Raw genomic sequence first — 23,939 nt, forward strand, 5'->3', positions numbered from 1 at the left:
AATCCTATTACTCATAAAAAATCTCCAGTCCCATGTTGTTTTTTCTCTAGTTGTGTTTCTTTATTATACAAAAAAGCACCCTATAGGTAGACTTTTTTTAGTGTCTACTCTATAGGGTACATTTTAAAACCTTGCGGATTTTTTGTTTTTATTCGGATAAAAGGTGTTAAAGTCGGTGTTTAGGTCTTTTAAACAAACGTTTGATTAATAATAAACTTTAAAACTTGTAAATATATTTTTATAACTTGTCTCATATGATGAAAGAAAAGCAAATAAAAATAATCCATTTTTATTGTAAGGAGAGGTCCATGAGTTCATTTTATAAAGGTACGTTCCTACTGATTGTTACGGCGTTTTTTGGCGAATGCATTGAATTTTTAATCAATATGGTAATGGCAAGAGAACTGGGGGAACAAGGACTGGGGCTTTTTATGACTATCCTGCCGACGATTTTTCTTATTGTTCTGCTTGCAAGCTTTGAGCTGCCAGTCTCTATCTCTAAATTTATTGCAGAGAAAGACTCAGTCTATCATCACAGCATGCTTCAGCAGGTGATAAAATGGACAATCATCTTTACGATTGTACTGACTGTTATTGCTGGTTTTGTTATCCCATTTATTCCTATTTTCAAAGACTATCATCCAATATTAAGATGGCTTGTGCTGTTGCTGCTGCCGATAATCTCCTTTACTTCGATTGCAAGAGGATTTTTTATGGGGAAACAGCAGATGGGGAAGATTGCTGCATCTAATTTCTTGCGTAAAATTGTTCAGCTGGGAATGCTCGTCTTCTTGTTCCAATGCTTTTCTTTTGATTTGGAGACCTCTGTCCTAATCGCTTTTTGTACGATTGTAGGCAGTGACTTAGTTGTGTTTTTATATTTGCTTCATATGTTCTTTGTCCAATATCAGCGCATTAGAAAAGGAAACAATGAGAACATGGGCGGCAAGGCTATTTGGAAGGACCTATTAAGTGTATCTATTCCAACAACAGGTCTGCGGATTTTTCATGCATTGTCCCATGCTGTCCAGCCGTTTCTAATAAAAGGGGCATTAGTGTCATCTGGAATTACCGCTGCCAATGCAACAGAGCAGTTTGGGATGCTTGCAGGAATTGCGTTAACTATCGGTTTCTTTCCGGCATTCATTGCTCATTCCTTTATGACAATGCTGATTCCGACCGTTTCAAAGGCTTATGCAGACAGAGACTACTTGCATTTGCAGAATTTGCTTAAACAGGTGATGCTGATAACTCTTGGGTACGGATCCGTTGCTGTAAGCATCTTCTACTTCTATGCAGAACCGCTGACAATGAAATTCTTTCACTCATCACAAGCAGCTTCGATTGTACAGTTACTGTGGCCGTATTTCTTCCTCCATTATTTTACGATTCCAATGCAGGCATTCCTGATTGGGTTAGGCCTTTTAAAGGATGCCGTTTTCCACTCTATATGGGCTACAGTGTTTTCGTATACCGCCATCTATTATCTTGGCTCGTTAAGCCATTTGCAGATGGGAGGAATAGCAATCGGCATGAATTTAGGTGCAGTTATATTAGCCCTGCTCCATTATTTGACCATTTGCAAAAAAATCGGCTTTTCGATTTGGCTTTCACCAGGTAAACAAGTACATCAATAAAAATTTCTTTTAAAAAAAATTTTTTTGAAAAAAGTGTAGGGGTTGAAGGATGCCGTTTCGTTTATTGTATAGGAAAGCGTCCTAGGGGAAGGAGGACAATGATGAAACCCCTAAACAATAAATATTCAGGTGATTGTAAAGAAACCTGTTATGAAGAAATAATTAAAGAACATGGAAATGCTATATATGCCTATATTTTTTCATTGGTCAAACATAAAGAACTAGCTGAAGACATTTACCAGGAAGTACTCATATCCTCTTATCTGTCGTTTTCTTCCTTCGAAGATTACAGCAAAGCAAAAAGCTGGCTGTACAAAATAGCAATAAATAAATGCCGTGATTATTGGAGAAAAGAAAAGACATCGAAGAAGTTCTGGGAGGAGACCGTATATACATACGTAAGGGATACTTCTGTTTCCCTGCCGCCAGAGGATACAATTATGAATAAATGTGCACATGAGGAAATGATTGATACATTAGAAGAGCTGCCGCCAATGTATAAGGAGCCACTTCTATTATTCTATTATCATAACAATACACTGCTTGAAATTAGCGACAAAACAAAAACGCCCCTTTCAACTGTGAAAACACGAATGAAAAGGGCAAAAGAACAGCTTCGTCCTAAAGTAAATAAACTGGTTTCCATTTAGTATGGAAACCTTTTTTTATCTTCAATCTTCCCGCTGCTTGTTATAATAGTTAACCGAATACATGGCACCTTCACTGACCATATTGTTATCCCCAATATCTTGCGGATCAGGATTGCCGGTTTTTACCATAAGTGGCTCGTCCTGTTTGGAGTTAAACTTCTGAGTGACTCGCTGCATCATTTCTTTCCCTTTTGAGGTAAAAAGAAGGTAACTCCCAACTCCTGCACCAACAACAGCTAATGTACGCATCGTTTTCATTATTCATCCCTCCGATAAGTTTGTCCAAAATTTTTACTAGTCTTTATTTACCCAAGAGTAGCTGAAGGGAAACCTGCCTATACATTTAAGTTTTTTTTCCACCAAATGAGGGAAAGATAAGAAAAAACGTGATCGGAGTGATCTTTTTGAAAAAGTATCACATGAGCAACTGGGTATGGTATGCACTTGAAAAGATGGAAGAGATCGATCAAATAGAGGCAGAACTGAATTTACAGATGGAAGACTGGGGTAAAATCATTAATGAGAAAAAAGGTAACTATTTAGAGATGGACACCTCAATAATTGGCAAGGAATCATTGAGCGGGTCCCTTATCTATAATCGAAAGATCGAGGAACGAGGCGATTATGAGCTGTTTTACTTCTTTATATGCGGCAATACGCTTATAACATTGGACTATCATGATAACAGCCTCCATCTAAAAGACAGGACTACTATTATTCGTGCGGCAAAAAACGCAGAGTCCTCTGTTGATGGCTTTATGGTGATACTTGGCAATATTATGACAGACATTTTGTATCATATTGATGCATATGAGGAAAAGCTTGATGAGCTAATTTGGGATGTAAAAGAAAAAAACAGTACAAATACATTAGATAAGATTTATCAGTCTCGCCATGAAATACTTATTTGGAAAAACGTAATGATGCCGTTTTTAGAGCTGAAGTTTGCGATAGAGGAAGCATTTGGTGATGCTGTGAATAATGGCAGAGATTATAAGCGTGTTTCTAAAAGAATTCAAAGAGGCCTTACTTTAGTAGATGAATATGAAAAGGAATTAAATAATCTCGTCCACTTTGAAGAGGTTGTTTCCCAGCACCGCGGAAATGAAATTATGAAGACATTAACGGTTTTTACTGCCCTTTGCACGCCAATCATGGCACTTGGAGCATTATGGGGTATGAACTTTAAATACATGCCTGAGCTTGATTGGAAATACGGCTATACTATTTCCCTAGCCTTAATCGTCCTGACTACTGTCATTATTTATGCTTATTTGAAAACACGGGGCTGGATGGGCGATCTTTTAAGAGCCAAAAAGAAAAATTCTTTTTTTCAGTAGCATGAAGGCACAATAGACGGCAAATAGTAAATTACATATAATAATATTAGTAAGTTATTATCCGCGAAAGCTACTCTAAGGAGGATATATGGAAGGTTCTAAATATTGCAGTGAGTCGCTCGTTATAAAAACGAGCATTGTTTTCCCTACAGATACGAACACATACGGTACTTTGTTCGGAGGGAAACTGATGGCATACATCGATGATACGGCTGCTATTGCTGCCATGAGACATGCAAGAAAACATATTGTAACAGCCTCGACAGATTCAGTCGATTTTCTTCATCCAATTCAAGAAGGAAATTCAGTTTGCTTAGAAGCATTTGTCACTTATACAGGAACATCCTCTATGGAAGTGTTTGTAAAGGTGACAGCAGAAGACTTGCTGTCAGGGGAAAAGAATCTCTGTGCTCTCAGCTTTTTAACTATGGTCGCTATAGATGAACATGGCAAACCGACAGCGGTGCCGCAGGTTGTCCCGCAAACAGAAGAAGAAATCAGTCTGTTTGAATCAGGTAAAGTGCGTGCCCAGATGAGAAGAAACAGGAAAGCAGAAACACAGGAGCTTGCTCGGAAATATAAGTCAAAATGACGTTAATCTGCCACTCAAAAGGCATGACCTGACAGGTAATGCTGTCGAAATTGGCAAATTATTTTCCAGGAAATGATGATATTTCTGGAATGATGTCTTTTTTGCCTTCCATTGTCTTATCTAGGCGAAATGTGAAATGGCATCCTCATTTAGAGGATGCCATTTTTTTTATTGAAATTATTTGCATAATTTTCTCGAGGTTTACTAAAACAAGGCTGCATAAAATCAGCATTACCCCAATAAGCATGACTGGATGAACAATTTCCTTATAGAAGAGGCGGCCGATAGTTAAGGCGATTAGCGGCGACACGTACAGCCATGTCGAAGGTAGAAACGCATTCGTTTTTGCTACAAGATAATAATAGATTGTATGGGCAATCATGGACCCTGCTAGAGTTAAATAAACAATAGATAAAAAACCCGGCATCGTTATAGCAGGTGCTGTTTCTCCAGTGAATAAGGATAAAAGCAGCAACAGCAGCCCTCCGTATATCATTTGTACAGCATTTAAAGCCATTGGGCTTTCTTCTTTGAAGGTTTCAACGGTCTTTCCAGAATAGATGGAGCCTGCTGCATAGCCAATTTGACCAATAAGGATGATTCCACACCCGATAATCCAATGGATGTCCCAAGCAATCGACAATCCTGGCAGAAAGAGACATACTACCCCGAGAAATCCTAATAGGACACCACAGATACTTGCTTTAGTAATTTTAACCCGCAAAAGGGCAGTCTGAATTAGGATAATCATGATTGGTGCTGAAGCAGACAAGACGGCTGCAATTCCTGAGGAAATAAATTGTTCGGCCCAATATAGACAGGCAAAGGTAATGAAAGTTAAAGATAATCCTGTAAGCATAAGCTCTTTGCGCCAAAGGAGCTTCCATGTCGTCTTTTTTCGGGCAAGCAATAATACGTAAAGAATGGCACCTGCTGCCATAAAGCGTATTCCAGCCGACAGGAATGGTGGAAAGCCTTCGTCGACACCTACCTTGATAGCTAAGAATGTTGTTCCGAAAATAAAACACATCAGACTGTATAAAAAAATGGTCATCATAATCCCTCCTGCCCTAATTGTAAGCCAGACAGGACAGACCAGATGAATTCATGTAGAACAGATTTAAGGAAATGGTACAATAATAATAAGTAGGAGGGGTTGGAAATGGTTATAAAATCGGAACATACTGCACTATACAAGCAAGTTTATGAATATATGCTGACCCGTATTCAAACAGGAGAGTGGGAAAAAGACAGACGGCTTCCCTCGGTAAGAAGTCTTGCAGAGCTGTTGGGGGTTCACCGCTTGACCATCTTAAAAGCGTATCAGCTTTTAAAGGAGGAAGGTCATGTTTATGCAAAGGACAAAACAGGCTATTATTGTAAAAATAGTAATCTTTTAAGCGGGCCAGGAGAACAGCCTGCCATCTACTCTTATATACAGAACAGCATCTTGTCAGATATTCATCGTGAGCAAACCTTTTTTAAATTTTCTGCTGCTGTCATTGACCCGACTTTATTGCCAAACAGATACCTATCTCAGCATGCAAAGGAGATATTCGATAAATATCCTCATTTGCTAGGCACATATGCACCCGTAAAGGGAGATGAAGAACTGATTGCAGGTTTGTCAGCTTATTTTCAAAAGTATGACCGATTGTACATACATGAGGATTCAATTATTATCACATCCGGAGCACAGCAGGGCATTGATATTATTGCCAAGGTATTCGTTCAGGCACATGATCATGTGCTGATTGAAAGCCCAACATACAGTGGAGCAGCAGATATATTTGTAAACAGAGGCGCAAAACTAATTCCTGTTCCGATAACCTCAGCAGGTTTTTGTCTTGAGGAAGTAGAATTACTTATGAAGAAGCACAAGCCAAAGCTTTTCTATACAAATCCAACTTTTCATAATCCGACAGGCTATACGGTTCCGACTGAGCAAAGAAAGCAGCTTGCAGAGCTTGCCGAAAAATATCAATGTATTATTTTAGAAGATGATTCTTTCCATGAAATCTATTTCCACGAACCGCCGCCGCCGCCGATTTTCTCTTATGATACAGGAGGATATGTCATCTATTTACGAAGCTTTTGCAAATACATGGCTCCAGGATTAAGAATATGTGCGATGGTTGCCCATCCGAGTTTAACGAAATGGCTCATTAAAGGAAAGGCGCTCGCAGATAACGGAACACCATTGCTTAACCAAAAGGCCTTTTTATTTTATCTTACTTCGGATAGAGTCCGTACACATATGGAAAAACTGAGGATAGCTTTGCAGATAAGAAAGGAGACAATGGAAGAGGAACTAAAGGGTTATTTCAAATGGGACAGTCCAGGCGGAGGTCTTAATTTATGGGTTCGCCTTCATGATGCCATTGATAAAACCGCGTTGAAAGACAAGGCGCTTGAAAGTTCTGTTTCCTATGTACCAGGTTATATTTGTGATCCTCTTGAAAGAGATATTCCATATATAAGGCTCAGCTACTCCTACTTAAATGAGCAGGAAATCAAGAATGGAATGGAGCTTCTAACGAATATTTATGATTCCTTGACTAACGGAATGGATGATAAACCGAACAGGAGGTTATAATGGCAGAACTGGCTTATTATGTTGTGACAAGAAGAATTGAGTTCAACATGCAGGTTATAGATGAAGTAGAAAAATGCTTGATTCTATCGAGTGACAAAATCAAGACTGAAAATGCAGCCTTTTATTTAGAATCTGTTTATGACATATCTGTTAAAAAAACAAATAACCTCTATCAAATTCTTTATTTGCATACAAATAAAGGTGTTTTCTCTTTTATTGTTAAAGAAGATCCAGCTGACTTCATCCGTCAAGTGAAGGGGAAATTAAGAAAATAAAAAATGCTGCCGAAAAGCAGGCAGCATTTTTATTAGTCCTTGCTTGAGAGAATCCCAAAAATTCGCAAGATGTTGATGAATAGGTTAACAAAATCCAAATACAGATTCAATGCCATTAATGGAACCTGCTCTGCAGTTACGCCATAATGCTTCATTCTATTAAAGTCGTACAGCACATATCCACTGAATACAAGCACGCCGATAAAGGAATAAGCAAGCATTGCTGTTGAGCTGATTGGCCAGATTATGTTGAAAATTCCAATGACGATTAATGCCAGCAAGGCTGCCATCAGCATGCCGCCAAGGAAGGACAGGTCACGTTTTGTCGTTGTTGCATAAACAGCCAGTCCAGCAAATACAATCGTTGTTGTTCCTAATGCCATAATGACGACATTCGCGCCTATTGTAGAAACATAATGGGACACGATTGGATATGTTGTAATACCTGAAATAAAGGTAAAGGCATAAAGGAAGGAGTATGACATAGACTTTCCTCTTCTCAAGAAGAAAGCGATAAAGAGCAATACGAGCTCCAATATAGCCAATGGTAAAAACAGAGAAGCTGGAACGAAATTCCCTGCTAAAGTACCGATAGTAGCAATTCCTAATGATAAGGCAAATGTCCTTAACACGGCAGGTAAATGATCCGTTTTCATACTATGTGTGTACATAAAGTCACTCCGTTGATATTATTTTAATATTTTTACGTTTAATAGCGGAGAAGGTTTCAAAAAAGCATTAATTTTCTTCTTCTCTGACGCGATCCTTCTTTAAAAGATCGCGGATTTCCATCAACAGCTCTTCCTTCGCATCAATGGAAGGGGCTTTTTCTTCAGCCATTTCTTCTTTCTTCTTTTTAAACTTGGAAAGCAGCTTAATAACCATAAAGATGGAGAAAGCCACAATAAAGAAATCTAGAATTGTCTGGATGAATTGTCCGTAAAGCACAGTTGCTTTACCGTATGTTATTTTAAGATTTGTTAAGTTAACACCGCCGAGGAGGACCCCGACAATAGGCATAATAATGTCATTTACGAGAGAGCTGACAATCTTGCTGAATGCTCCGCCGATGATAACACCGATTGCTAAGTCAATCACATTGCCTTTGACCGCAAAGGCTTTAAATTCTTTCCACATTGTTAAACTCCTAACTTTATTTTCGTTTTTAAATCTAGTAACGGATGCTGAATGAGCGGAAGTGCTCAGGCTCTTGCTCCGTAATATCGAATTGATGGACAGCCGCAAAGCGGTTTCCCTTTTTTATGTCGTCTATAAAAGAGGCTAGTGTCTCCTTTGGTCCTGAGATAACTGCTTCAACAGAACCGTTGTCTTTGTTTCTGACCCAGCCGTTTACATTATATTCGATTGCTTTCATTTGTACAAAATAGCGAAAGCCGACTCCTTGAACCTTTCCAGTGATGGCAAGATGATATTGAATCATAATAATTATTCCTTCCATTATTGTTTTTAGGAATGCTAACTATAGGATAACATAAAAGTGAGCTCGGCCAAATCGGGACTTGGCATATGTTGAAATTGCCAATTCAAAAGGTTTGCAAAGATGGAAAAACCTAGATTTGTAGAAAGGAAGCCATTTTGTTAATATTAATAAGTACGTCTAATAAAGCAAATTAAATAAAGCAAATTACGTGTTTTTAAAATCAGGAGAAAATAATGAAACCATATATATACATTAGCATGCTTATACTGTGTGCTGTTTTAATTGTCGTTGGGACAATCCAATATAGTATTAACAAGAATAAAGAGAGTGAAGCTTCTGCTAAAGCAAGTGAAACTAAAAAAATCAATTGGATTATAGAAAATGCCATTTCGTCTATAACAATCAAAGAAGATAATGAAGTATATGAAGCATACTTGATCGGCGATGAAACAGAGAAATATACGCTAGAAGAAGACAATTTTCTTGGTGACAAGGATGATACCATTGTCGAGGGGGCTTTTTCGCTGTATTTAACAGCAGAGTCAGAAGATGATACAAAAGAATATAAACAAGTGATTAAGCTCAGAAATCCGCTTATCTTTAACACAAAAAATAAAAATATCAGTACTTATACTGTAAATAAGCATAGTATTATTGCAATCTATCAGACGAAGTCTAAGGATAATACAGTTGCCTCTTTGTATGCAGTTGACGATGGGGAGCTTACATCCCTTACTACAACTGAAATTCCAGTGTTAAAACGGAAAATAAAGAGCATCCAGCAAAATTACTTGCAAACAGCAGAAAAAAAGCAGGATAACGTATATGAAGTGACTTCATGGACATTAGATTCAGGCCGTCTTCAGCTCAAAGAGGCAGACAAGACGTCCATTGACAATGAAAAGGCTATAGAGAGATGGGTGGAGGAAGAAGACTATTATTTGCCGTTCAAAAATCTCACTATATCCAAAGATATTTTGACTATAGCAGAACAGGGGATGCTGATGGGAAGCCAGTATCCGATTGGTACAAGTATTAGCGAAATAACAAAATCAAATGATGAATATATAAAAACAGAGCAAAATGATGGATTAATGATGGTCGAATATCCAGAAGTTACCTACTATTATGATGGGAAGACAAAGCAGGTAAACTCTATCGCCATTCCCGGCATGCGTTTAAAGGCCGACATGTCTGCAGTCAATAAGGCATTAGGCAAGCCGGAAGCCATCGCAGCAAACAAAGAAAATAACGGTTATATTGCCACATATTCGGCTAACCATTATGAAATGAAGTTTATTCTTGACAGCAATCAGCATGTCCAGTCGATTCAGCTTGTGAAAAAACAGGACAGCAAATGAAAAAGAACCTAGCAGGTAGCTCCTGCTAGGTTCTTAATGTTGAGTTGGTTATATTAGAAAGCCCAATCTCCGTTACGGAAGACAGCTTCTGTTTTACCGTCAGCTGTAATACCGTCAATATCCATTTTGTCAGAACCAATCATGAAGTCTACATGCGTGATGCTCTCATTTAGGCCTGCAGAAGCTAATTCTTCGCTGGACATTGTTTTTCCGCCTTTAATACAGAATGCATAGGCGCTGCCGATTGCCAAATGGTTTGATGCGTTCTCATCAAACAATGTATTGTAATAAAGGATATTAGACTCTGAAATAGGGGAACGATGGGGCACAAGCGCCACTTCACCTAAATAGTGGGAGCCTTCATCTGTTTCCACAAGCTGCCGTAAAATTTCCTCCCCTTGTTCTGCCTTTACATCCACAATTCTGCCGTCCTTGAACGTAACCGAAAAGCGGTCGATGATATTTCCGCCGTAGCTTAGCGGCTTGGTGCTTGAAACAGTACCGTTTACACCTGTTTTGAATGGAACTGTGAACACTTCTTCTGTCGGCATATTTGCCATGAACTCGAAGCCTTTTTCATTAACACTTCCAGCTCCGCACCATAGATGGTTTTCGGGAAGCTCAATTGTTAAGTCTGTTCCAGGTGCTGTATAGTGCAGCTTTTTGTATGACTTGCTGTTTAAGTAATCTACTTTTTCATGAAGATTTTTATCGTGCTGCTTCCATGCCTCGATTGGTTCGTCTTGGTCCACTCTTGATGCTTTGAAGATAGCATCCCACAGCAGGTCAACACGCTTTTCTTCCGGCTCATTGGCAAAAACAGTGTTAGCCCATGCGACAGAAGGAACACCGATTACTGTCCAGCTGACCTTATCTGATTGCACATATTTGCGGAAAGTGCTTAATGCCTTTCCAGAAGCCTTTTGGAAGTTGGCAATTTTTTCAGTTGAAATGCCTTTAAGCAAATCAGGGCTAGAAGAGAGGACTGACATGAATGCAGCTCCGTCTTTGGCAAGCTCTTCTGTTTCTTTCGCTCTCCATTCAGGATATTCTAAAAATGCTTCACTTGGTGCAAGCTCGTACTTCGTTCTTGTAACGATGTCGTCCGTCCAATTTACAACGACATTTTTAGCGCCTGCTTCATATGCTTTTCTGACAACAAGACGAACAAATTCAGCTGCATCGATTGTTGTATTTACGACTAAAGTCTGTTCCGGCTGAATATTGACGCCAACTTTCACTGCAAGTTCTGCATATTTTTCTAAATTTTGTTGAAATGTACTCATGACCCATTCTCCTTTATTAAGAGCTAGTATGTAATGATTGCCTATTTTGGAATTTTAGAAAAGCCGTTCCACTTTATCAGTATAATGTATGACATAGGAAATCCTTTCATCCATTGTAGCTTGTTTATACATATAAATAAACTGATTTGTCTAATAGTTGCAGATTTATTTGTTGATGAAAGCTATGTTCCGATAATGCTTTTGCACAAACTCACTCTTATAATCGCAACAGAAGGCGTCACCTCCAGGTTTTTGCTATAATATAAAGACTATTACGATTCGGAGGAAATCATGAACCCATCTTTAAAAGCTGTTATTTTTGATTTTGACGGAGTTATTGCTGATACTGTGCATCTTTATTATGAGGCAACAAAAAGAGTTGCTGATGAGCTGGAGGTGTCCTATACAATGGAAGATAATCTTCGTTTTCAGGGGATACCAAGAAAAATATTAATGGACGAGCTTGCCAATAGATGTGCAAGAGAAGTGACAGAGGAGGAGAAACTGTTGCTTGGCAATAAAAAAGGGGAATACTACCGAGAACTGATTACCGGCTTTACGAAGGACGATATGCTTCCAGGCATGTATGAATTCTTGTTTAGTCTGAAGGAATCGGGCATCAAGATGGGGATTGCCTCCTCAAGCTCCAATGCTCCATTTCTTTTAGAGAAATTCGGTATCAAGGATTGGTTTGGGTGTATCGTTGATCCTCATAAGCTGAAAAAAGGCAAGCCAGACCCAGAAATATTCCTTACAGCAGCAGATTGCCTTGGTATTCCCTATGACTGCTGTGCTGCAGTGGAAGATGGTGAGGCAGGATTGCAGGGCATTATGGCGACACCAATGTTCTCTGTGAGCATCGGAAGATCAGTTGAATTAAAGCAGGCGGAGTGGAATGTGCCAAGCACGGATCATTTGACCCTTGATGAACTGCTGCGCAGGTTTGCAAACAGATAAAAAAAATCCAGCAAGCATAGACTTTGCTGGATTTTTCTATTTATTGTCTTCCTCGGCCCACTTCTTTAAAGCAGCTTCAGCTCGGTTCTTCAGTGACAAAATATCTTCCTCTACTTTAAGGATATTTTGCTTTTTTTGTTCAATCAGCTTCAGTTGCTCTAATGTTGTTTCTAAAATTTTCTCTAGCTTTTCTCTTTGCAGATTCGTTCCCTTTACTTGGCGGTAATCTAGCTTTTGCAGCTCTAAAGCATCACTTAAGGCAATGAAATCCTGGAGCTCCTGAAGAGAAAAACCGAGAACATCCTTAGCATTCGTTATTTTTTTTAACAGTGACACATGTTCTTCTGTATATAAACGGTATCCGCCATCGCTTCTTTGTGGAGAAGGAATTAATCCTATCTGCTCATAATAACGAATGGTCCGCTTCGTTAATCCGCTCATTTTTGCTACATCATCAATTTTTAGCAGTTCCATAGCTCTTGCTCCTTTTAGATAATGCTCCCATTCAGGCAGCAGTATTGCGTTAAATCTTACTAATAACTTTGGCATATTAAAAAGAAAAGAGCAAGTGATTCACTGACAAACATTAACGTTGACGTAAACGTTAATTAGGTCTATACTTTTATTTGGATTATTAAATGTATTAAATTATAAAAAGAAGGTTGATATGAATGAGCAGGGAGACTGTTACGTCATTAGAAACACCAAACAAGCAGCCGCTTGTTATATGGGTCATCTTTTTTGCAACCATCATTTCCTTTATGGGACTTGGGCTGGTTGATCCAATCCTGCCAGCGATTGCTGTGCAATTGGATGCGACACCAAGCCAGGTGTCTTTATTGTTTTCCAGCTATAACTTGATTACAGGAATTGCTATGCTGATTACAGGAGTGGTTTCAAGCAGAATTGGTATAAAGTGGACGTTGTTGACAGGAATTTTGTTTACAATTGTCTTTGCTGGATTAGCTGGATCGTCTAACGGTATTTGGCAGATTGTCGGTTTCCGCGGTGGATGGGGACTTGGGAATGCTTTATTTATCGCAACAGCGTTGTCCGCTATCGTAGGCCTGTCAACTGGTGGAACGGCAAAAGCGATAATTTTATATGAGGCAGCCATTGGACTGGGGATCTCAGTAGGACCTCTTCTAGGAGGAGAATTGGGTTCCATTTCGTGGAGAGGCCCATTTTTCGGTGTAAGCATATTAATGATTATTGCGTTTTTGGCATTATTGCTGAAAATGCCTAAATTAGAAAAGCCGAAGGTAAAAAGCTCTGTATTAGATCCGATCAAGGCACTTAAATACCCAGGCTTATTTCGGTTAGGCCTGACTGCCTTTTTATACAATATTGGATTCTTTACATTGATGGCGTACTCACCATTCGTAATGGAATTAGATGAACATGGTTTAGGATATGTCTTCTTAGGGTGGGGATTATGTCTCGCAATTACATCAGTCTTGATTGCGCCAAGGCTGCAGGAAAAATTCGGTACAATTAAATCCATGACTGCTATGCTGCTGTTATTTGCGCTGACTTTACTTACGATGGGTATTTGGACAGACAGCAAGGAAGTGGTTATCTTATCTGTTATTGTGGCAGGTCTTTTCTTAGGCACAAATAATACACTGATTACTACAGCCGTTATGGAGGTTGCTCCTGTTGAAAGAGCTACAGCCTCAGCTGCTTACAGCTTTGTCCGCTTTTTTGGTGGTGCGGTTGGTCCATGGCTTGCAAATAAATTGGCAGAGGTTTATTCACCTCATGTGCCGTTTATAGTTGGAGCAGTGTTTGTATTGCTTGCGATGGTAACTGTTGCAACAGGCAGAAAACATCTTCATCACGTGGACCGGATTTCTCATTAAAAAAAGTAGACCATAGGGTCTACTTTTTTTATTTATCTTCATCCTTATTCATAGCGGCCTTTAATAAATCACCAAGGCTGTTACCGAAGCTTGCATCCTTCGTATACTTTTGCACAAGTTTGCGTTCTTCCTTTTTGCTGACGGATTTTTTACGGTCAGCAGCCTTTTCAACTACATTACATGAGCGGCATTGGAAGTATGTTCCTGCTACTCCGTTATGAATTTCCATTTTCTTATGGCATTGCGGGCAACGCTTGTTGGAAAGCTTAGGGTCCTTCCGTTTGCTGAAATTGCAATCCATGCTTGAGCAGACAAGAAGTTTGCCGTTTTTCGTGTTTTTCTCTTTCAAGAAAGATCCGCACTCAGGACATTTTGATCCAGTCAGATTTTGGATTTTATAGGCTTTATTGCTATTTTTGATTTCCAAAATAAACTGCTTTGTCTGTTGCTTGATTTCCTCCATGAATTTATCTGGATTTGCTTTGCCTTTTGCAATATCTTCTAATTTTTGCTCCCATTGTGCTGTCAGCTCAGGCGACGTCAAGTCATCATTGACAAGTTCAAGGAGTTGTTTACCTTTTTGAGTTGAATAAAAGCGGCCGTTTTGTCGTTCTACAACCTCTGTGGCGACAAGACGCTCAATAATTTCTGCTCTTGTTGCTGGTGTACCAAGTCCGAATTTCTCCATTTTCCCGAGGATATCAGCCTCACTGTAGCGAAGCGGCGGCTCTGTCCACTTTTGTTCGCTTTTTATAGAATGAACACGGACCTCCTCACCTTGCTTCACGGAGCTTAGCAGAGGATTGTTTGCAATTTTTGCACCTGTTAATACTTTAAAGCCTGGTTCGATAACATTCGTATCGTGGATGACAAATTGATGTTCGCCAATTGTCAGTGTTGTCGCAATAACCTCATATCTATGCTTCGGATAGAACAGGCATAAGAATCTTTTCACAATTAAATCGTAAATTTTCTTTTCGTCTCCATCAAGCTTGTGTAGGAATACTGGCTGTTCTGTCGGAATGATGGCATGGTGATCAGAGACCTTGTCATTATTAAATATATTAGGAGCTTCCACTTTGCCTTTTTTAACAAGCAGCTTTTGAGTTTCTTCTTTATAAGCGGCTGACACGCTTTGCAGTCTGTCAAACATCGTATCCTTCATATCTGTAGTTAAGTAGCGGGAATCTGTCCTTGGGTATGTCACTAATTTATGCTGCTCATACAGCTTTTGAAGGACATTTAATGTCTTTTTCGCTGAGAAGCCGAAAATCTTATTCGCATCGCGCTGTAGTTCTGTTAAGTCATACGGTAGCGGATGGTGTTCTGTTTTCTCTTTGCGTGTCATGGAGACAACTTTTGCTTGTTTATCTTTTGTACTGTTAATAATGGCTTCCATTTGTTCTTTTGAGAAAACTCGCTTTTCGCCATTCTTTTCATAGTGAGCAGTTGATTCACCGATTCTTGCACTAATTGTCCAATATTCTTTTGGAACGAATGCTTGAATTTGTTTCTCTCTTTCAATAACTAGAGACAGAGTAGGTGTCTGCACTCTTCCTGCAGAAAGCGGGTCATTAAACTTTGTTGTTAAAGCTCGGGATACGTTTAAGCCAATCAGCCAATCAGCTTGTGCTCGGCAAACAGCGGAAGCATAAAGCCGGTCGAACTCTTTGCTTGGCTTTAAGCTGCGGAAACCGTCAAGGATAGCTTTGTCAGTCTGAGAAGAAATCCAGAGACGCTTCATCGGTTTTTGGAAGCGGATTTTATCCAATATCCATCTCGCAACTAATTCTCCTTCACGCCCAGCATCTGTTGCAATGATGCACTCTTTAATGTCTTTTCTTTTAGCAAGCTGTTCAATCGCCTTATATTGGTGGCTAGTTTGCTTCATAACTTTAAGATCCATCTTTATAGGAATAATTGGCAAGTCGTCTAAATTCCAAGTTTTATATTTAGGGTCATAATGCTCTGGCATCTTTAATTCAATTAAATGGCCTAATGCCCATGTCACAATATATTTGTCTGATTCTATATAGCTTTTCGCTGTCTTTTGGCATCCGAGAACTCTGGCAATCTCTCTGGCCACACTCGGTTTTTCACAAAGTACAAGTGATTTCATATTTGCTCCTTCCAGCACCTGTTTTTCTAATAAACAAGCTAAGTTAGCTTGCAATTTTTAGGTCTTATCAACAATAGTATACCATTTGTTGTAATGGAAGTGATAAAAGGGAGGTTGGTTATGAGGGAAGGGCAGCCGGCAAGGAGCCGGCTTGCCAAGCAGTCAGTCTTCTTCTATACGATTTTTAAATGCTTCTTGTGTGACGATAAATTCCTCGTCTTCAGGTGCATCCTCTGCATGTGTATGTTTTCTTACACCCTCTGGAAGCGGACCAGGATGATGTTTTTTCTTATGTTCGAAATCTTTTCCTCTTGCCATCATTACACCCCTTTCTTTTCTTTTATATTGTCCTGAAAAATAAGAATTCCTATTCTTGTACGAAACAATTTTTAAATGGATATTATCGAGCATTTTAAGATAGGTTGTAAGTTATAATAAAAATAAAGGAAAGGATGAGCAAATCATGGATTTCTCTACAATCGTTTCGGAAGACAAGATAAAAAGAGCGTATCAAGAAGGTGAATTTAATAATTTGCCGGGATTTGGTAAACCGCTGCCTAAAGACAGCTTGGCAGCAGTGCCAGAGGAACTGCGCATGGCTTACCGGATTTTGAAAAACAGCGGCTTTTCTCTGGAAGAAAATGAACTAAAGCAAGAGCTGCTTACAATAGAGAATCTCTTGAAGGCATGTGCTGATAAAGATGAAGCGGCCGAATTGCAGACGAAATATAACCAGAAGCAGATACAATTCCATAAAATGATGAAAAAACGGACAGGGAACAGCCATTCAAAACTTTTCGGCAGCTACCAGCAAAAGGTAGAAGATAGGCTGACCCGCTAAGTTCATACTCTGATGATGCTGAAATAGGCATCTTTTTTTTGTGTTTTAACAGTGTTCAAAAAAAGTTCACAAAAATCATATAAATAAAAATCACTTTTTTTCTAAAAATTTGCTGGGAAATGTCGAAGAAAAGGAAGAGAAAGTAATCAAACTGTAATGAAACAAAAAAGCAATAGTAATAAAAGATAGAAGAAATAAACTGTAAGATAGGTGGTTTTTATGGATAAAACATCATTAATTGGTATCATACTAGCAATCGTTGCAGTAGGGGTCGGAATGGTCTTCAAAGGGGTAAGTCCTTCCGTGCTTGCCAACCCAGCAGCCCTTCTGATTATCGTATTAGGGACTATAGCGGCAGTTGTCATCGCCTTCCCTACTAGTGAAATTAAAAAGGTTCCTAAATTATTTGGCATCATCTTTAAGGAACAAAAGGTTCCAGATACGAAGGAATTAATCCGCATGTTTTCTGAGTGGGCACAATTAGCTCGTAAAGAAGGTCTTTTGGCATTAGAATCAAAAACTGACGAAGTAGAAGACCCATTTTTGAAAAATGGCTTGTCTATGTCAGTAGACGGACAAAGTGCTGAGTATATTCGTGATGTTCTATCAGAAGAAATTGAAGCAATGGAAGAGCGCCATCAAGCTTCCGCATTAATCTTTACACAAGCAGGAACATATGCACCGACACTTGGAGTGCTTGGGGCCGTTATTGGTCTTATTGCTGCACTAGGTTATATGGATGATTCAGAAGGATTGGGACATGCAATTTCTGCTGCGTTCGTTGCAACAATGCTTGGTATCTTTACAGGGTACGTATTATGGCATCCATTTGCCAATAAGTTGAAAAGAAAATCAAAAATTGAAGCGAAACAAAAATATTTAATGATTGAAGGTATCCTTTCTATCCTAGAAGGGGAAGCACCACGTGTTATCGAACAAAAACTAGCATCTTATTTGCCGATTTCTGAAAGGAAAAAATTCCTAGAAGAACTGGAAGGCAGCGTGAGCGCTAATGAGTAAAAAAAGAAAGAAAAAGGAGCATCATGAGGAGCATGTAGACGAATCATGGCTTGTTCCATACGCAGATTTGCTGACACTACTGCTGGCATTGTTTATCGTTCTTTATGCAATGAGCTCTGTTGATCAGAAAAAGTTTGCTGCATTGGCAGAAGTTTTTAATCAAGAATTTCAAGCAGGTACTGGTATCTTTGAATATCCAAGTCCTACTCCTGTAGAAGTAGAAGAGAAGTCTGACTTAGATGAGAACAATAAAACCGAAGGTGACGCTGCAGAAGAAAAAACCTCTGCTAATAAAGAAGTGTCAGAAGAAGAGTTAACCGAAGCTCAGCAAAAGCAGGATCAAGAAGAATTGCAAGGTATTCAAGATAAAGTTAATAGTTATATAGAAAAGAACAATTTGGAGGACAAGCTGGAAACCTCGTTAACAGATGAAGGCCTGCTTGTTTCCATCAGAGATAATGTTCTGTTTGCCTCTGGTAGCGCCAATATCCGCGGAAAAGACGAACATCTAGTTTCCGAGATTTCTAAACTATTAGTTATGGACCCGCCGAGAAGCATCATAGTCAGCGGACATACAGACGATGTGCCAATCAAAAATTCTGAATTTGATTCAAACTGGGATTTAAGTGTTTCAAGAGCAATCAATTTCATGAAGCTGTTAATGGATAATAACAAGCTGAACCCAAGTTCCTTTAGTGCAAAAGGCTATGGAGAATTCAAGCCAATTGCCAGCAATAAAACAGAAGAAGGAAGAGAAAAGAACAGACGTGTTGAAATCTTAATACAGCCGAGAACCGTTTCAGAAGACTAGAGATAGTCTTCTTTTTTTTGTGAAAAAACAGTGAATTGGAAAAATTAGAAATTAAGACTTGTTCTCTAATTAACAAAAGTTTATAATATAAACAAAAGTTTAAAAAGCTGATACATACTGTTCGGGGGTGAAAATATGAATGAAAAAGAGATTACCATTTTGCAGCTTATCCAAGAGAACCCTTTTCTAACACAAAATGAACTAGCAGAAAAAACAGGGTTATCCAGATCAGCGGTTGCCGGGTATATTTCTGCTTTAACACGTGAAGGAAAACTTCTTGGGCGTGCTTATGTTTTGCCGCAGAAAAAAGAAGTTATTTGCATTGGTGGAGCTAATATTGACAGGAAGATTCAAGTGGAGGAAAGAATTAAGTTTGGAACCTCCAACCCTGCCAGCACCAGTCAGTCCTGTGGCGGGGTTGCCCGGAATATTGCGGAGAATCTTGGCCGGCTTGGAATGGACAGCTCCTTATTGACTATGGTTGGAGCAGATCATGGCGGGGATTGGATCATCGATTATACGAAGCTCTATGCTGATATGAAGCCGACTATTATCTCAGAAGAGTATGCAACAGGCACTTACACTGCTCTTCTTGATGTAGAAGGGGAGATGACTGTCGCTTTAGCTGATATGTCGATATACGACAGTATGACACAAGACGTTATTGAAAAACGCTGGGGGCATATTGCGTCATCTGAATTGATTATATTAGACACTAATTTCCCTGCAGACGTGCTAGAGCAAATCATTGTCAGATGCAGGAAGGAAAATCTCCAGCTTTGTGTTACTCCAGTTTCTTCTCCTAAAGTGAAGAAGCTTCCAAGTGACTTAAGAGGGGTGACATGGCTGATTGCCAATAAGGACGAGGCAGAGGCATTGTCAGAAATGAAAATCTATGAAGAAGGAGACTTCTTTAAAGCAGCTGAAATCATCATGAAAAAGGGTGTTGAACGGGTTGTAATTACCCGTGGTGACAAGGGCTTAATATTCTTTACGAAGCTTGGAGAAGCCGGTGTTATTTTGCCGCCTCCTGTTGAGGTTGCAGATGTAACAGGTGCAGGAGATTCTTTAGTTGCCGGAATCATGTACTCGTATTTAAAAGGATTAAATACGGAAAACTCCTGTAAAATTGGGGTTGCCTGCTCATTAATGACACTGCAATCACATGAAACAGTCAACCCGTTATTAAATCAGAAGAAATTGCAAGACACGTTCAAAAAATACTTTGATTAAAGGAGATATTATAAATGAAAACAGAATGGCTAGAGTATTCAGTAGAGGTATTAGAAGCAAAGAAGAACAATAAAGCGATTGTAGCCCTTGAGTCGACAATCATTTCACATGGTATGCCTTATCCGCAAAATGTGGAGACAGCGAAAGAAGTAGAGGATATCATCCGCAAAAATGGAGCAGTTCCAGCAACGATTGCCATTATTGACGGAAAGATTAAAATCGGGCTTTCAGATGATGAAATTGAATTTTTGGCGAAAAGCGATGATATTGAGAAAGCAAGCAGAAGAGATTTGCCATATTTGATTGCCAATAAGAAAAATGGTGCAACTACTGTTGCTGCGACAATGATCTGTGCTGAGCTTGCCGGGATTGAAGTGTTCGTTACAGGAGGCATCGGGGGAGTCCACCGTGAGGCAGAACAGACAATGGACATATCTGCTGATTTGCAGGAATTGGCTCACACAAGTGTGGCAGTTGTGTGTGCAGGAGCAAAGTCAATCCTTGATATCGGCTTGACACTTGAGTATTTAGAAACATTTGGTGTGCCGGTTGTTGGATATGGCACTGAAATATTGCCGGCATTCTATACAAGAACAAGCCCATTTAATGTAAACTTCCGTATTGATGAGCCAGGTTTGGCGGCTGACATGATTCGTACGAAATGGGAGCTTGGCTTAAAAGGCGGTGTGGTAATTGCTAATCCGATACCAGAAGAGGATGCAATGGAAGAATCCTATATAACGAACATCATTGAAACTGCATTGAATGAAGCAAAAACAAACGGCATCAGCGGGAAAAATGTTACACCATTCTTGCTTAGCAAAGTAAAGGAACTGACAGAAGGATCAAGTCTGACAGCTAATATCGCATTAGTGAAAAATAATGCTGAGGTCGGCTCTAAGATTGCTGTTGAACTAAATAAATAATAAATGACTGGCAAAAGGCTATATGGTGCTTTCTTTAACAGGGAAGCTTCCATATGCCTTTTTTTTAGGAAACGATTCCAAAAGCCTTGTCATTAATCTGCAGATGTCTTCTTGAATTTAATGAATTCTAAGTAGCATGAGAATTCTTCCTTTGTAATTCCTTCTTTTATAGCATCTTCTACTAAATTAATCCATTCTGAATCTAAGTATTCCGCCCCGTTAGAATTTGTTTCGAGGAGTTCTTCCACATGAGTATCAAGCGTGGTAGCAAGCTTTGAAAGGACCTGTAAAGAGGGATTCTTTTGGATGCCTCGCTCAATATAACTCAAATAAGACTTCGAAACACCTGCACGGTCAGATAGCTCGTTAATGGAATAGCCTTTTTCTAACCGCAGTCTTTTTAGTGCAGCACCAACCATATAGAATAATCTCCTTATGTATTATTAAACACATTTTCATTATAACGAACGAATTGTTCAATAAAAAATACAAAAAAGCTAGCATTCACGAGAAAATTCGAGAAAAAGAACGATAACCGTTCTCTAAAGAGAAAAAATAGCGGATTTTAGAATTTTCCAAAATGAGATAATTGAACTATACTAAACTCATCGGTTCGATAAAAAGAACGAAAAATCATTTAAAAAGAACTAATTTTGTTCATTCATAAAGCATATATTTGAAACTAATAGGTTAGCAGGTGGATTATGTATAGAAAAAACTGCGATAAGTGCAACAGACCATCTTACAGCAGCGCAGAAAGAGGGGAATGGTTCTGTCCGGTGTGCAACAATGACCTGACAAAATACCCATTTTTTGATGCAATGACCTTTGAAAAAATTCATATTAATTACTCTTTTAAAAAAGTATTGTCGTCCTATAGAAACCAATATATTAAAAAAGAAACCAGAGGATTCATGGGGGAGTTCGACAAAATATAACAATTCCCCACAAAATTAACGTTATATTGTAATAAGAAAAGGTATTGTTGTAGAAAAAAGTAGAAAAATATTTGGTAAAATGTATAAATTTCTTACAAAATTTTGCACATATGAAAAAAGAAAAGATATATAATTAAATGCATAAAAGATTGAAGGGCAAACCAATTCGAAAGATTGGGACGCAAAGTCACGGGTCTAATGTTTCTGAACAATGACAGCCGGACTGCCAAAGTACAAAGAAAAGTATTTTTGGGAGAGGGGCATAATTAAGTGATTGAAGAAAAATTAATGGTAGAAGAACTAGACACAGAATGGATTCAGTTAATGAAGGAAGCTAAAAGTATCGGGCTGGACATACAAGATGTGCGCAATTTCATCCATAACGATTAAGAGATTGCTTAATTAATATAGTATCCTAATGAGAACTCTGTACACCCTAAAGACAATATGAATGCATTCATTTAACTGCGCTTATAATTATTATAATATTCAGAATATTTAAGGGGCAAGAAAGTTATTTCTGCTCCCTTTAGGTGCATGTGTAAAATAAAAAAGACACAAAATATTTGTGTCTTTAAGTAATCTTATTTAAGCGAACTGTGAAAAGTTCTATTTTTTTTGTTCAATTCTCCATTTATTATACTCAAGGAATTCGCGAAACTCAGATTTGGAAACGCCTGAGTCCATTGCCTCTTTAACAATTTTCAGCCATTCTGAATCAAGATCATCTTTATTTTGCTGTTCATTAATTAGATGATCTACAGGAACATTAAAAACAGTAGCTATTTTTTCTAAAAACTGTATGGATGGATTTGACTGGAGATTCCGCTCCAAGGAACTTAAATAAGATTTTGCAACACCTGCTTGTTCAGCAAGTTCTGACAAGGACATTCTTTTTTCTAAGCGAAGTTTTTTTACACGATCACCGATCATACAGTCTCACACACCTTATCACTATATGTAATAATATCATAACAAATATAATCCAAAAGTTCCATATAAAGAACGAATTGTTCGATGGTTTTGTTAATATTACCAAAAAAAATTCATAAAATATACAATTATTCCTTATTTGCTGGTAATTTTAATGCTTCCACTTTTAATAAGAGCAGTGTTTATAAAGTGTCATCGTATCCAATACCCTGTTCTGTTAGCGTTTAAACCTTTTTTTATTATTATTTTATTTTTTTCGTATTTAGACAAGCTCGTATAAAAAAGGTAGAATAAAGGCGAAGATAGAGGAAGATTTGAGCGATGGTGATAAGGATGAATAAATACCTAATTATATTTGAAGAAATCGAAACAGCAATTAGAAACGGCAGTTATGCCCCAAACAGCATATTACCTTCTGAGAATGAACTGGCTGAACGCTATAACACTTCACGCGAAACAATTCGCAAGGCGTTGAACATTCTTGCTCAGAAGGGATATATTCAGAAATTGCGCGGCAAAGGGTCGCTTGTCCTGGATATGCAGAAACTGCAATTCCCAATATCCGGTCTTGTAAGCTTTAAAGAACTAGCAGAGAAAATGGGCTCCAGTTCGGTGACACATATTGAAAGCTTTGAAAGAAAGAACCCGTCACCTGTTCTTCAAAAGGAAATGAACTTGAAGAAGGATGAATCCATTTGGGAAGTTTTACGTATAAGGGAAATTAATAAAGAAAAGATTATCCTGGATAAAGACTATATTATTGAAAAATTTGTACCAGGTCTGACAAAGGAAATATGCAGACGCTCTATTTTTGACTATATTGAAAAGGATTTAAAATTGAAAATCGGCTTTGCGAGAAAGGAATTCACGGTGGAAACACCTACTGAGGAGGATTATCGCCTTCTTGATTTAGAGGGGTTTCAGGCCATTGTGGTCGTTAAAAACTATATTTATTTTGAAAACGCTGCCCTTTTTCAATATACAGAATCCAGACACAGGCCAGATAAGTTTCGATTTGTAGATTTTGCAAGAAGAAATGAATAAAATTTATTAAAGGATGTTTTATCTTGTCCAATAAGGGAACTTTATCTCTGAAATCAAAAATAGAAGGAGATGTTCCC

Annotated in this window: 27 protein-coding genes and 1 riboswitch; of the genes, 16 read left to right on the forward strand and 11 right to left on the reverse strand. The window is 38.6% G+C overall.

What is annotated here, in order from left to right; genetic code table 11:
* Positions 1 to 308: 308 nt before the first annotated feature.
* Together M3600_RS13080 and M3600_RS13085 are read left to right on the forward strand one after the other, a co-directional pair.
* Entirely contained in the window at positions 309 to 1,637 is a 1,329-nt protein-coding gene (locus tag M3600_RS13080) for a polysaccharide biosynthesis protein (protein WP_233316301.1), read from the forward strand.
* Between the two features lie 98 nt (positions 1,638 to 1,735).
* Positions 1,736 to 2,287 carry an RNA polymerase sigma factor gene (locus M3600_RS13085; protein ID WP_237940672.1) on the forward strand — a complete coding sequence of 184 codons (552 nt, stop codon included), beginning with the start codon at positions 1,736 to 1,738 and terminating at the stop codon, positions 2,285 to 2,287.
* A 21-nt stretch (positions 2,288 to 2,308) separates the two neighbouring features.
* Here M3600_RS13085 and M3600_RS13090 read toward each other — a convergent pair whose 3' ends face one another.
* On the reverse strand, positions 2,309 to 2,545 hold the full coding sequence (locus tag M3600_RS13090) for a hypothetical protein (RefSeq protein WP_233316303.1): 237 nt from the start codon (positions 2,543 to 2,545) through the stop codon (positions 2,309 to 2,311).
* A 146-nt stretch (positions 2,546 to 2,691) separates the two neighbouring features.
* On the opposite strand from M3600_RS13090, the gene M3600_RS13095 reads away from it, so the two are divergent.
* Together M3600_RS13095 and M3600_RS13100 are read left to right on the forward strand one after the other, a co-directional pair.
* Entirely contained in the window at positions 2,692 to 3,627 is a 936-nt protein-coding gene (locus tag M3600_RS13095) for a magnesium transporter CorA family protein (RefSeq protein ID WP_285854786.1), read from the forward strand.
* Between the two features lie 88 nt (positions 3,628 to 3,715).
* Complete coding sequence (locus tag M3600_RS13100) at positions 3,716 to 4,219, forward strand: acyl-CoA thioesterase (protein ID WP_233316304.1); 504 nt, start codon at positions 3,716 to 3,718, stop codon at positions 4,217 to 4,219.
* Between the two features lie 145 nt (positions 4,220 to 4,364).
* On the opposite strand, the gene M3600_RS13105 is transcribed toward M3600_RS13100, so the two are convergent.
* Positions 4,365 to 5,276, reverse strand: a complete 912-nt coding sequence (locus tag M3600_RS13105) for a DMT family transporter (protein WP_311315908.1) — start codon at positions 5,274 to 5,276, stop codon at positions 4,365 to 4,367.
* Positions 5,277 to 5,381: 105 nt separating this feature from the next.
* Here M3600_RS13105 and M3600_RS13110 point away from each other — a divergent pair, with 105 nt between their 5' ends.
* Positions 5,382 to 6,815 (forward strand): aminotransferase-like domain-containing protein, encoded by a 1,434-nt coding sequence (locus M3600_RS13110; protein WP_233316305.1) that lies wholly within the window; start codon positions 5,382 to 5,384, stop codon positions 6,813 to 6,815.
* A complete protein-coding gene (locus M3600_RS13115; RefSeq protein ID WP_192486536.1) occupies positions 6,815 to 7,090 on the forward strand; it encodes a hypothetical protein in 276 nt (91 codons plus the stop codon). Before M3600_RS13110 ends, M3600_RS13115 begins: the two co-directional genes overlap by 1 nt.
* 32 nt (positions 7,091 to 7,122) lie before the next feature.
* Here M3600_RS13115 and M3600_RS13120 read toward each other — a convergent pair whose 3' ends face one another.
* The 3 genes from M3600_RS13120 to M3600_RS13130 all read right to left on the reverse strand — a co-directional run bounded on the left by M3600_RS13120 (position 7,123) and on the right by M3600_RS13130 (position 8,531).
* A complete protein-coding gene (locus M3600_RS13120; protein ID WP_192486535.1) occupies positions 7,123 to 7,761 on the reverse strand; it encodes a Bax inhibitor-1/YccA family protein in 639 nt (212 codons plus the stop codon).
* Between the two features lie 67 nt (positions 7,762 to 7,828).
* Positions 7,829 to 8,227, reverse strand: a complete 399-nt coding sequence (mscL, locus tag M3600_RS13125; protein ID WP_192486534.1) for a large conductance mechanosensitive channel protein MscL — start codon at positions 8,225 to 8,227, stop codon at positions 7,829 to 7,831.
* Between the two features lie 34 nt (positions 8,228 to 8,261).
* On the reverse strand, positions 8,262 to 8,531 hold the full coding sequence (locus M3600_RS13130; RefSeq protein ID WP_233316307.1) for an acylphosphatase: 270 nt from the start codon (positions 8,529 to 8,531) through the stop codon (positions 8,262 to 8,264).
* 233 nt (positions 8,532 to 8,764) lie between these two features.
* Here M3600_RS13130 and M3600_RS13135 point away from each other — a divergent pair, with 233 nt between their 5' ends.
* Entirely contained in the window at positions 8,765 to 9,892 is a 1,128-nt protein-coding gene (locus M3600_RS13135) for a DUF4309 domain-containing protein (protein ID WP_233316308.1), read from the forward strand.
* A 53-nt stretch (positions 9,893 to 9,945) separates the two neighbouring features.
* Here the strand turns inward: M3600_RS13135 and M3600_RS13140 are convergent, their stop codons facing one another.
* Entirely contained in the window at positions 9,946 to 11,178 is a 1,233-nt protein-coding gene (locus M3600_RS13140; protein ID WP_251646332.1) for an aminopeptidase, read from the reverse strand.
* 291 nt (positions 11,179 to 11,469) lie between these two features.
* On the opposite strand from M3600_RS13140, the gene pgmB reads away from it, so the two are divergent.
* Complete coding sequence (gene pgmB, locus M3600_RS13145; RefSeq protein ID WP_192486531.1) at positions 11,470 to 12,135, forward strand: beta-phosphoglucomutase; 666 nt, start codon at positions 11,470 to 11,472, stop codon at positions 12,133 to 12,135.
* A 36-nt stretch (positions 12,136 to 12,171) separates the two neighbouring features.
* On the opposite strand, the gene M3600_RS13150 is transcribed toward pgmB, so the two are convergent.
* Positions 12,172 to 12,609, reverse strand: coding sequence for a MerR family transcriptional regulator (locus M3600_RS13150; protein WP_192486530.1), 438 nt, complete (start codon positions 12,607 to 12,609; stop codon positions 12,172 to 12,174).
* 197 nt (positions 12,610 to 12,806) lie between these two features.
* Between M3600_RS13150 and M3600_RS13155 the strand changes: the two genes are divergently transcribed.
* Positions 12,807 to 13,997: an MFS transporter gene (locus tag M3600_RS13155; protein ID WP_192486529.1), complete on the forward strand. Its 1,191-nt coding sequence runs from the start codon at positions 12,807 to 12,809 to the stop codon at positions 13,995 to 13,997.
* A 28-nt stretch (positions 13,998 to 14,025) separates the two neighbouring features.
* Here the strand turns inward: M3600_RS13155 and M3600_RS13160 are convergent, their stop codons facing one another.
* Together M3600_RS13160 and M3600_RS13165 are read right to left on the reverse strand one after the other, a co-directional pair.
* Positions 14,026 to 16,116 (reverse strand): DNA topoisomerase III, encoded by a 2,091-nt coding sequence (locus M3600_RS13160; protein ID WP_251646335.1) that lies wholly within the window; start codon positions 16,114 to 16,116, stop codon positions 14,026 to 14,028.
* Between the two features lie 162 nt (positions 16,117 to 16,278).
* Positions 16,279 to 16,437, reverse strand: coding sequence for a hypothetical protein (locus tag M3600_RS13165; protein ID WP_233316311.1), 159 nt, complete (start codon positions 16,435 to 16,437; stop codon positions 16,279 to 16,281).
* 142 nt (positions 16,438 to 16,579) lie between these two features.
* Between M3600_RS13165 and M3600_RS13170 the strand changes: the two genes are divergently transcribed.
* The 5 genes from M3600_RS13170 (at position 16,580) to M3600_RS13190 (ending at position 20,947) form a co-directional block, all read left to right on the forward strand.
* Complete coding sequence (locus M3600_RS13170; RefSeq protein ID WP_192486527.1) at positions 16,580 to 16,957, forward strand: DnaJ family domain-containing protein; 378 nt, start codon at positions 16,580 to 16,582, stop codon at positions 16,955 to 16,957.
* 219 nt (positions 16,958 to 17,176) lie between these two features.
* A complete protein-coding gene (motA, locus tag M3600_RS13175; RefSeq protein WP_192486526.1) occupies positions 17,177 to 17,977 on the forward strand; it encodes a flagellar motor stator protein MotA in 801 nt (266 codons plus the stop codon).
* Positions 17,970 to 18,788 (forward strand): flagellar motor protein MotB, encoded by an 819-nt coding sequence (gene motB, locus M3600_RS13180; protein ID WP_192486525.1) that lies wholly within the window; start codon positions 17,970 to 17,972, stop codon positions 18,786 to 18,788. The genes motA and motB overlap by 8 nt, the downstream gene beginning before the upstream one ends.
* A 135-nt stretch (positions 18,789 to 18,923) precedes the next feature.
* Positions 18,924 to 20,021, forward strand: coding sequence for a carbohydrate kinase (locus tag M3600_RS13185; RefSeq protein ID WP_192486524.1), 1,098 nt, complete (start codon positions 18,924 to 18,926; stop codon positions 20,019 to 20,021).
* Between the two features lie 14 nt (positions 20,022 to 20,035).
* Entirely contained in the window at positions 20,036 to 20,947 is a 912-nt protein-coding gene (locus M3600_RS13190; protein WP_251646337.1) for a pseudouridine-5'-phosphate glycosidase, read from the forward strand.
* 92 nt (positions 20,948 to 21,039) lie between these two features.
* Here the strand turns inward: M3600_RS13190 and M3600_RS13195 are convergent, their stop codons facing one another.
* Positions 21,040 to 21,366: a helix-turn-helix domain-containing protein gene (locus M3600_RS13195; RefSeq protein ID WP_233316312.1), complete on the reverse strand. Its 327-nt coding sequence runs from the start codon at positions 21,364 to 21,366 to the stop codon at positions 21,040 to 21,042.
* A gap of 664 nt (positions 21,367 to 22,030) precedes the next feature.
* Positions 22,031 to 22,116: riboswitch (cyclic di-GMP riboswitch) on the forward strand.
* A gap of 39 nt (positions 22,117 to 22,155) precedes the next feature.
* Here M3600_RS13195 and M3600_RS13200 point away from each other — a divergent pair.
* Positions 22,156 to 22,275, forward strand: coding sequence for an anti-repressor SinI family protein (locus M3600_RS13200; RefSeq protein ID WP_311315909.1), 120 nt, complete (start codon positions 22,156 to 22,158; stop codon positions 22,273 to 22,275).
* Between the two features lie 219 nt (positions 22,276 to 22,494).
* Here M3600_RS13200 and M3600_RS13205 read toward each other — a convergent pair whose 3' ends face one another.
* Complete coding sequence (locus M3600_RS13205; protein ID WP_233316313.1) at positions 22,495 to 22,818, reverse strand: helix-turn-helix domain-containing protein; 324 nt, start codon at positions 22,816 to 22,818, stop codon at positions 22,495 to 22,497.
* A 333-nt stretch (positions 22,819 to 23,151) separates the two neighbouring features.
* Here M3600_RS13205 and treR point away from each other — a divergent pair, with 333 nt between their 5' ends.
* Positions 23,152 to 23,862: a trehalose operon repressor gene (gene treR / locus M3600_RS13210; RefSeq protein WP_237940681.1), complete on the forward strand. Its 711-nt coding sequence runs from the start codon at positions 23,152 to 23,154 to the stop codon at positions 23,860 to 23,862.
* Positions 23,863 to 23,939 lie beyond the last annotated feature (77 nt).

Source organism: Niallia sp. MER 6 (assembly GCF_023714395.1).
Lineage (GTDB): Bacteria > Bacillota > Bacilli > Bacillales > Cytobacillaceae > Niallia.

What these genes read in the sequence shown, in the direction of transcription:
- M3600_RS13160 (WP_251646335.1), bottom strand. Translation starts at nt 16,116, where the DNA reads ATGAAATCACTTGTACTTTGTGAAAAACCGAGTGTGGCCAGAGAGATT.
- M3600_RS13165 (WP_233316311.1), bottom strand. Translation starts at nt 16,437, where the DNA reads ATGATGGCAAGAGGAAAAGATTTCGAACATAAGAAAAAACATCATCCT.
- M3600_RS13150 (WP_192486530.1), bottom strand. Translation starts at nt 12,609, where the DNA reads ATGGAACTGCTAAAAATTGATGATGTAGCAAAAATGAGCGGATTAACG.
- M3600_RS13110 (WP_233316305.1), top strand. Translation starts at nt 5,382, where the DNA reads ATGGTTATAAAATCGGAACATACTGCACTATACAAGCAAGTTTATGAA.
- M3600_RS13130 (WP_233316307.1), bottom strand. Translation starts at nt 8,531, where the DNA reads ATGATTCAATATCATCTTGCCATCACTGGAAAGGTTCAAGGAGTCGGC.
- M3600_RS13120 (WP_192486535.1), bottom strand. Translation starts at nt 7,761, where the DNA reads ATGTACACACATAGTATGAAAACGGATCATTTACCTGCCGTGTTAAGG.
- M3600_RS13185 (WP_192486524.1), top strand. Translation starts at nt 18,924, where the DNA reads ATGAATGAAAAAGAGATTACCATTTTGCAGCTTATCCAAGAGAACCCT.
- M3600_RS13135 (WP_233316308.1), top strand. Translation starts at nt 8,765, where the DNA reads ATGAAACCATATATATACATTAGCATGCTTATACTGTGTGCTGTTTTA.
- M3600_RS13100 (WP_233316304.1), top strand. Translation starts at nt 3,716, where the DNA reads ATGGAAGGTTCTAAATATTGCAGTGAGTCGCTCGTTATAAAAACGAGC.
- motB (WP_192486525.1), top strand. Translation starts at nt 17,970, where the DNA reads ATGAGTAAAAAAAGAAAGAAAAAGGAGCATCATGAGGAGCATGTAGAC.
- M3600_RS13115 (WP_192486536.1), top strand. Translation starts at nt 6,815, where the DNA reads ATGGCAGAACTGGCTTATTATGTTGTGACAAGAAGAATTGAGTTCAAC.
- M3600_RS13195 (WP_233316312.1), bottom strand. Translation starts at nt 21,366, where the DNA reads ATGGTTGGTGCTGCACTAAAAAGACTGCGGTTAGAAAAAGGCTATTCC.
- motA (WP_192486526.1), top strand. Translation starts at nt 17,177, where the DNA reads ATGGATAAAACATCATTAATTGGTATCATACTAGCAATCGTTGCAGTA.
- M3600_RS13140 (WP_251646332.1), bottom strand. Translation starts at nt 11,178, where the DNA reads ATGAGTACATTTCAACAAAATTTAGAAAAATATGCAGAACTTGCAGTG.
- M3600_RS13170 (WP_192486527.1), top strand. Translation starts at nt 16,580, where the DNA reads ATGGATTTCTCTACAATCGTTTCGGAAGACAAGATAAAAAGAGCGTAT.
- M3600_RS13085 (WP_237940672.1), top strand. Translation starts at nt 1,736, where the DNA reads ATGATGAAACCCCTAAACAATAAATATTCAGGTGATTGTAAAGAAACC.
- M3600_RS13155 (WP_192486529.1), top strand. Translation starts at nt 12,807, where the DNA reads ATGAGCAGGGAGACTGTTACGTCATTAGAAACACCAAACAAGCAGCCG.
- M3600_RS13205 (WP_233316313.1), bottom strand. Translation starts at nt 22,818, where the DNA reads ATGATCGGTGATCGTGTAAAAAAACTTCGCTTAGAAAAAAGAATGTCC.
- M3600_RS13080 (WP_233316301.1), top strand. Translation starts at nt 309, where the DNA reads ATGAGTTCATTTTATAAAGGTACGTTCCTACTGATTGTTACGGCGTTT.
- M3600_RS13090 (WP_233316303.1), bottom strand. Translation starts at nt 2,545, where the DNA reads ATGAAAACGATGCGTACATTAGCTGTTGTTGGTGCAGGAGTTGGGAGT.
- M3600_RS13190 (WP_251646337.1), top strand. Translation starts at nt 20,036, where the DNA reads ATGAAAACAGAATGGCTAGAGTATTCAGTAGAGGTATTAGAAGCAAAG.
- mscL (WP_192486534.1), bottom strand. Translation starts at nt 8,227, where the DNA reads ATGTGGAAAGAATTTAAAGCCTTTGCGGTCAAAGGCAATGTGATTGAC.
- treR (WP_237940681.1), top strand. Translation starts at nt 23,152, where the DNA reads ATGAATAAATACCTAATTATATTTGAAGAAATCGAAACAGCAATTAGA.
- M3600_RS13105 (WP_311315908.1), bottom strand. Translation starts at nt 5,276, where the DNA reads ATGATGACCATTTTTTTATACAGTCTGATGTGTTTTATTTTCGGAACA.
- pgmB (WP_192486531.1), top strand. Translation starts at nt 11,470, where the DNA reads ATGAACCCATCTTTAAAAGCTGTTATTTTTGATTTTGACGGAGTTATT.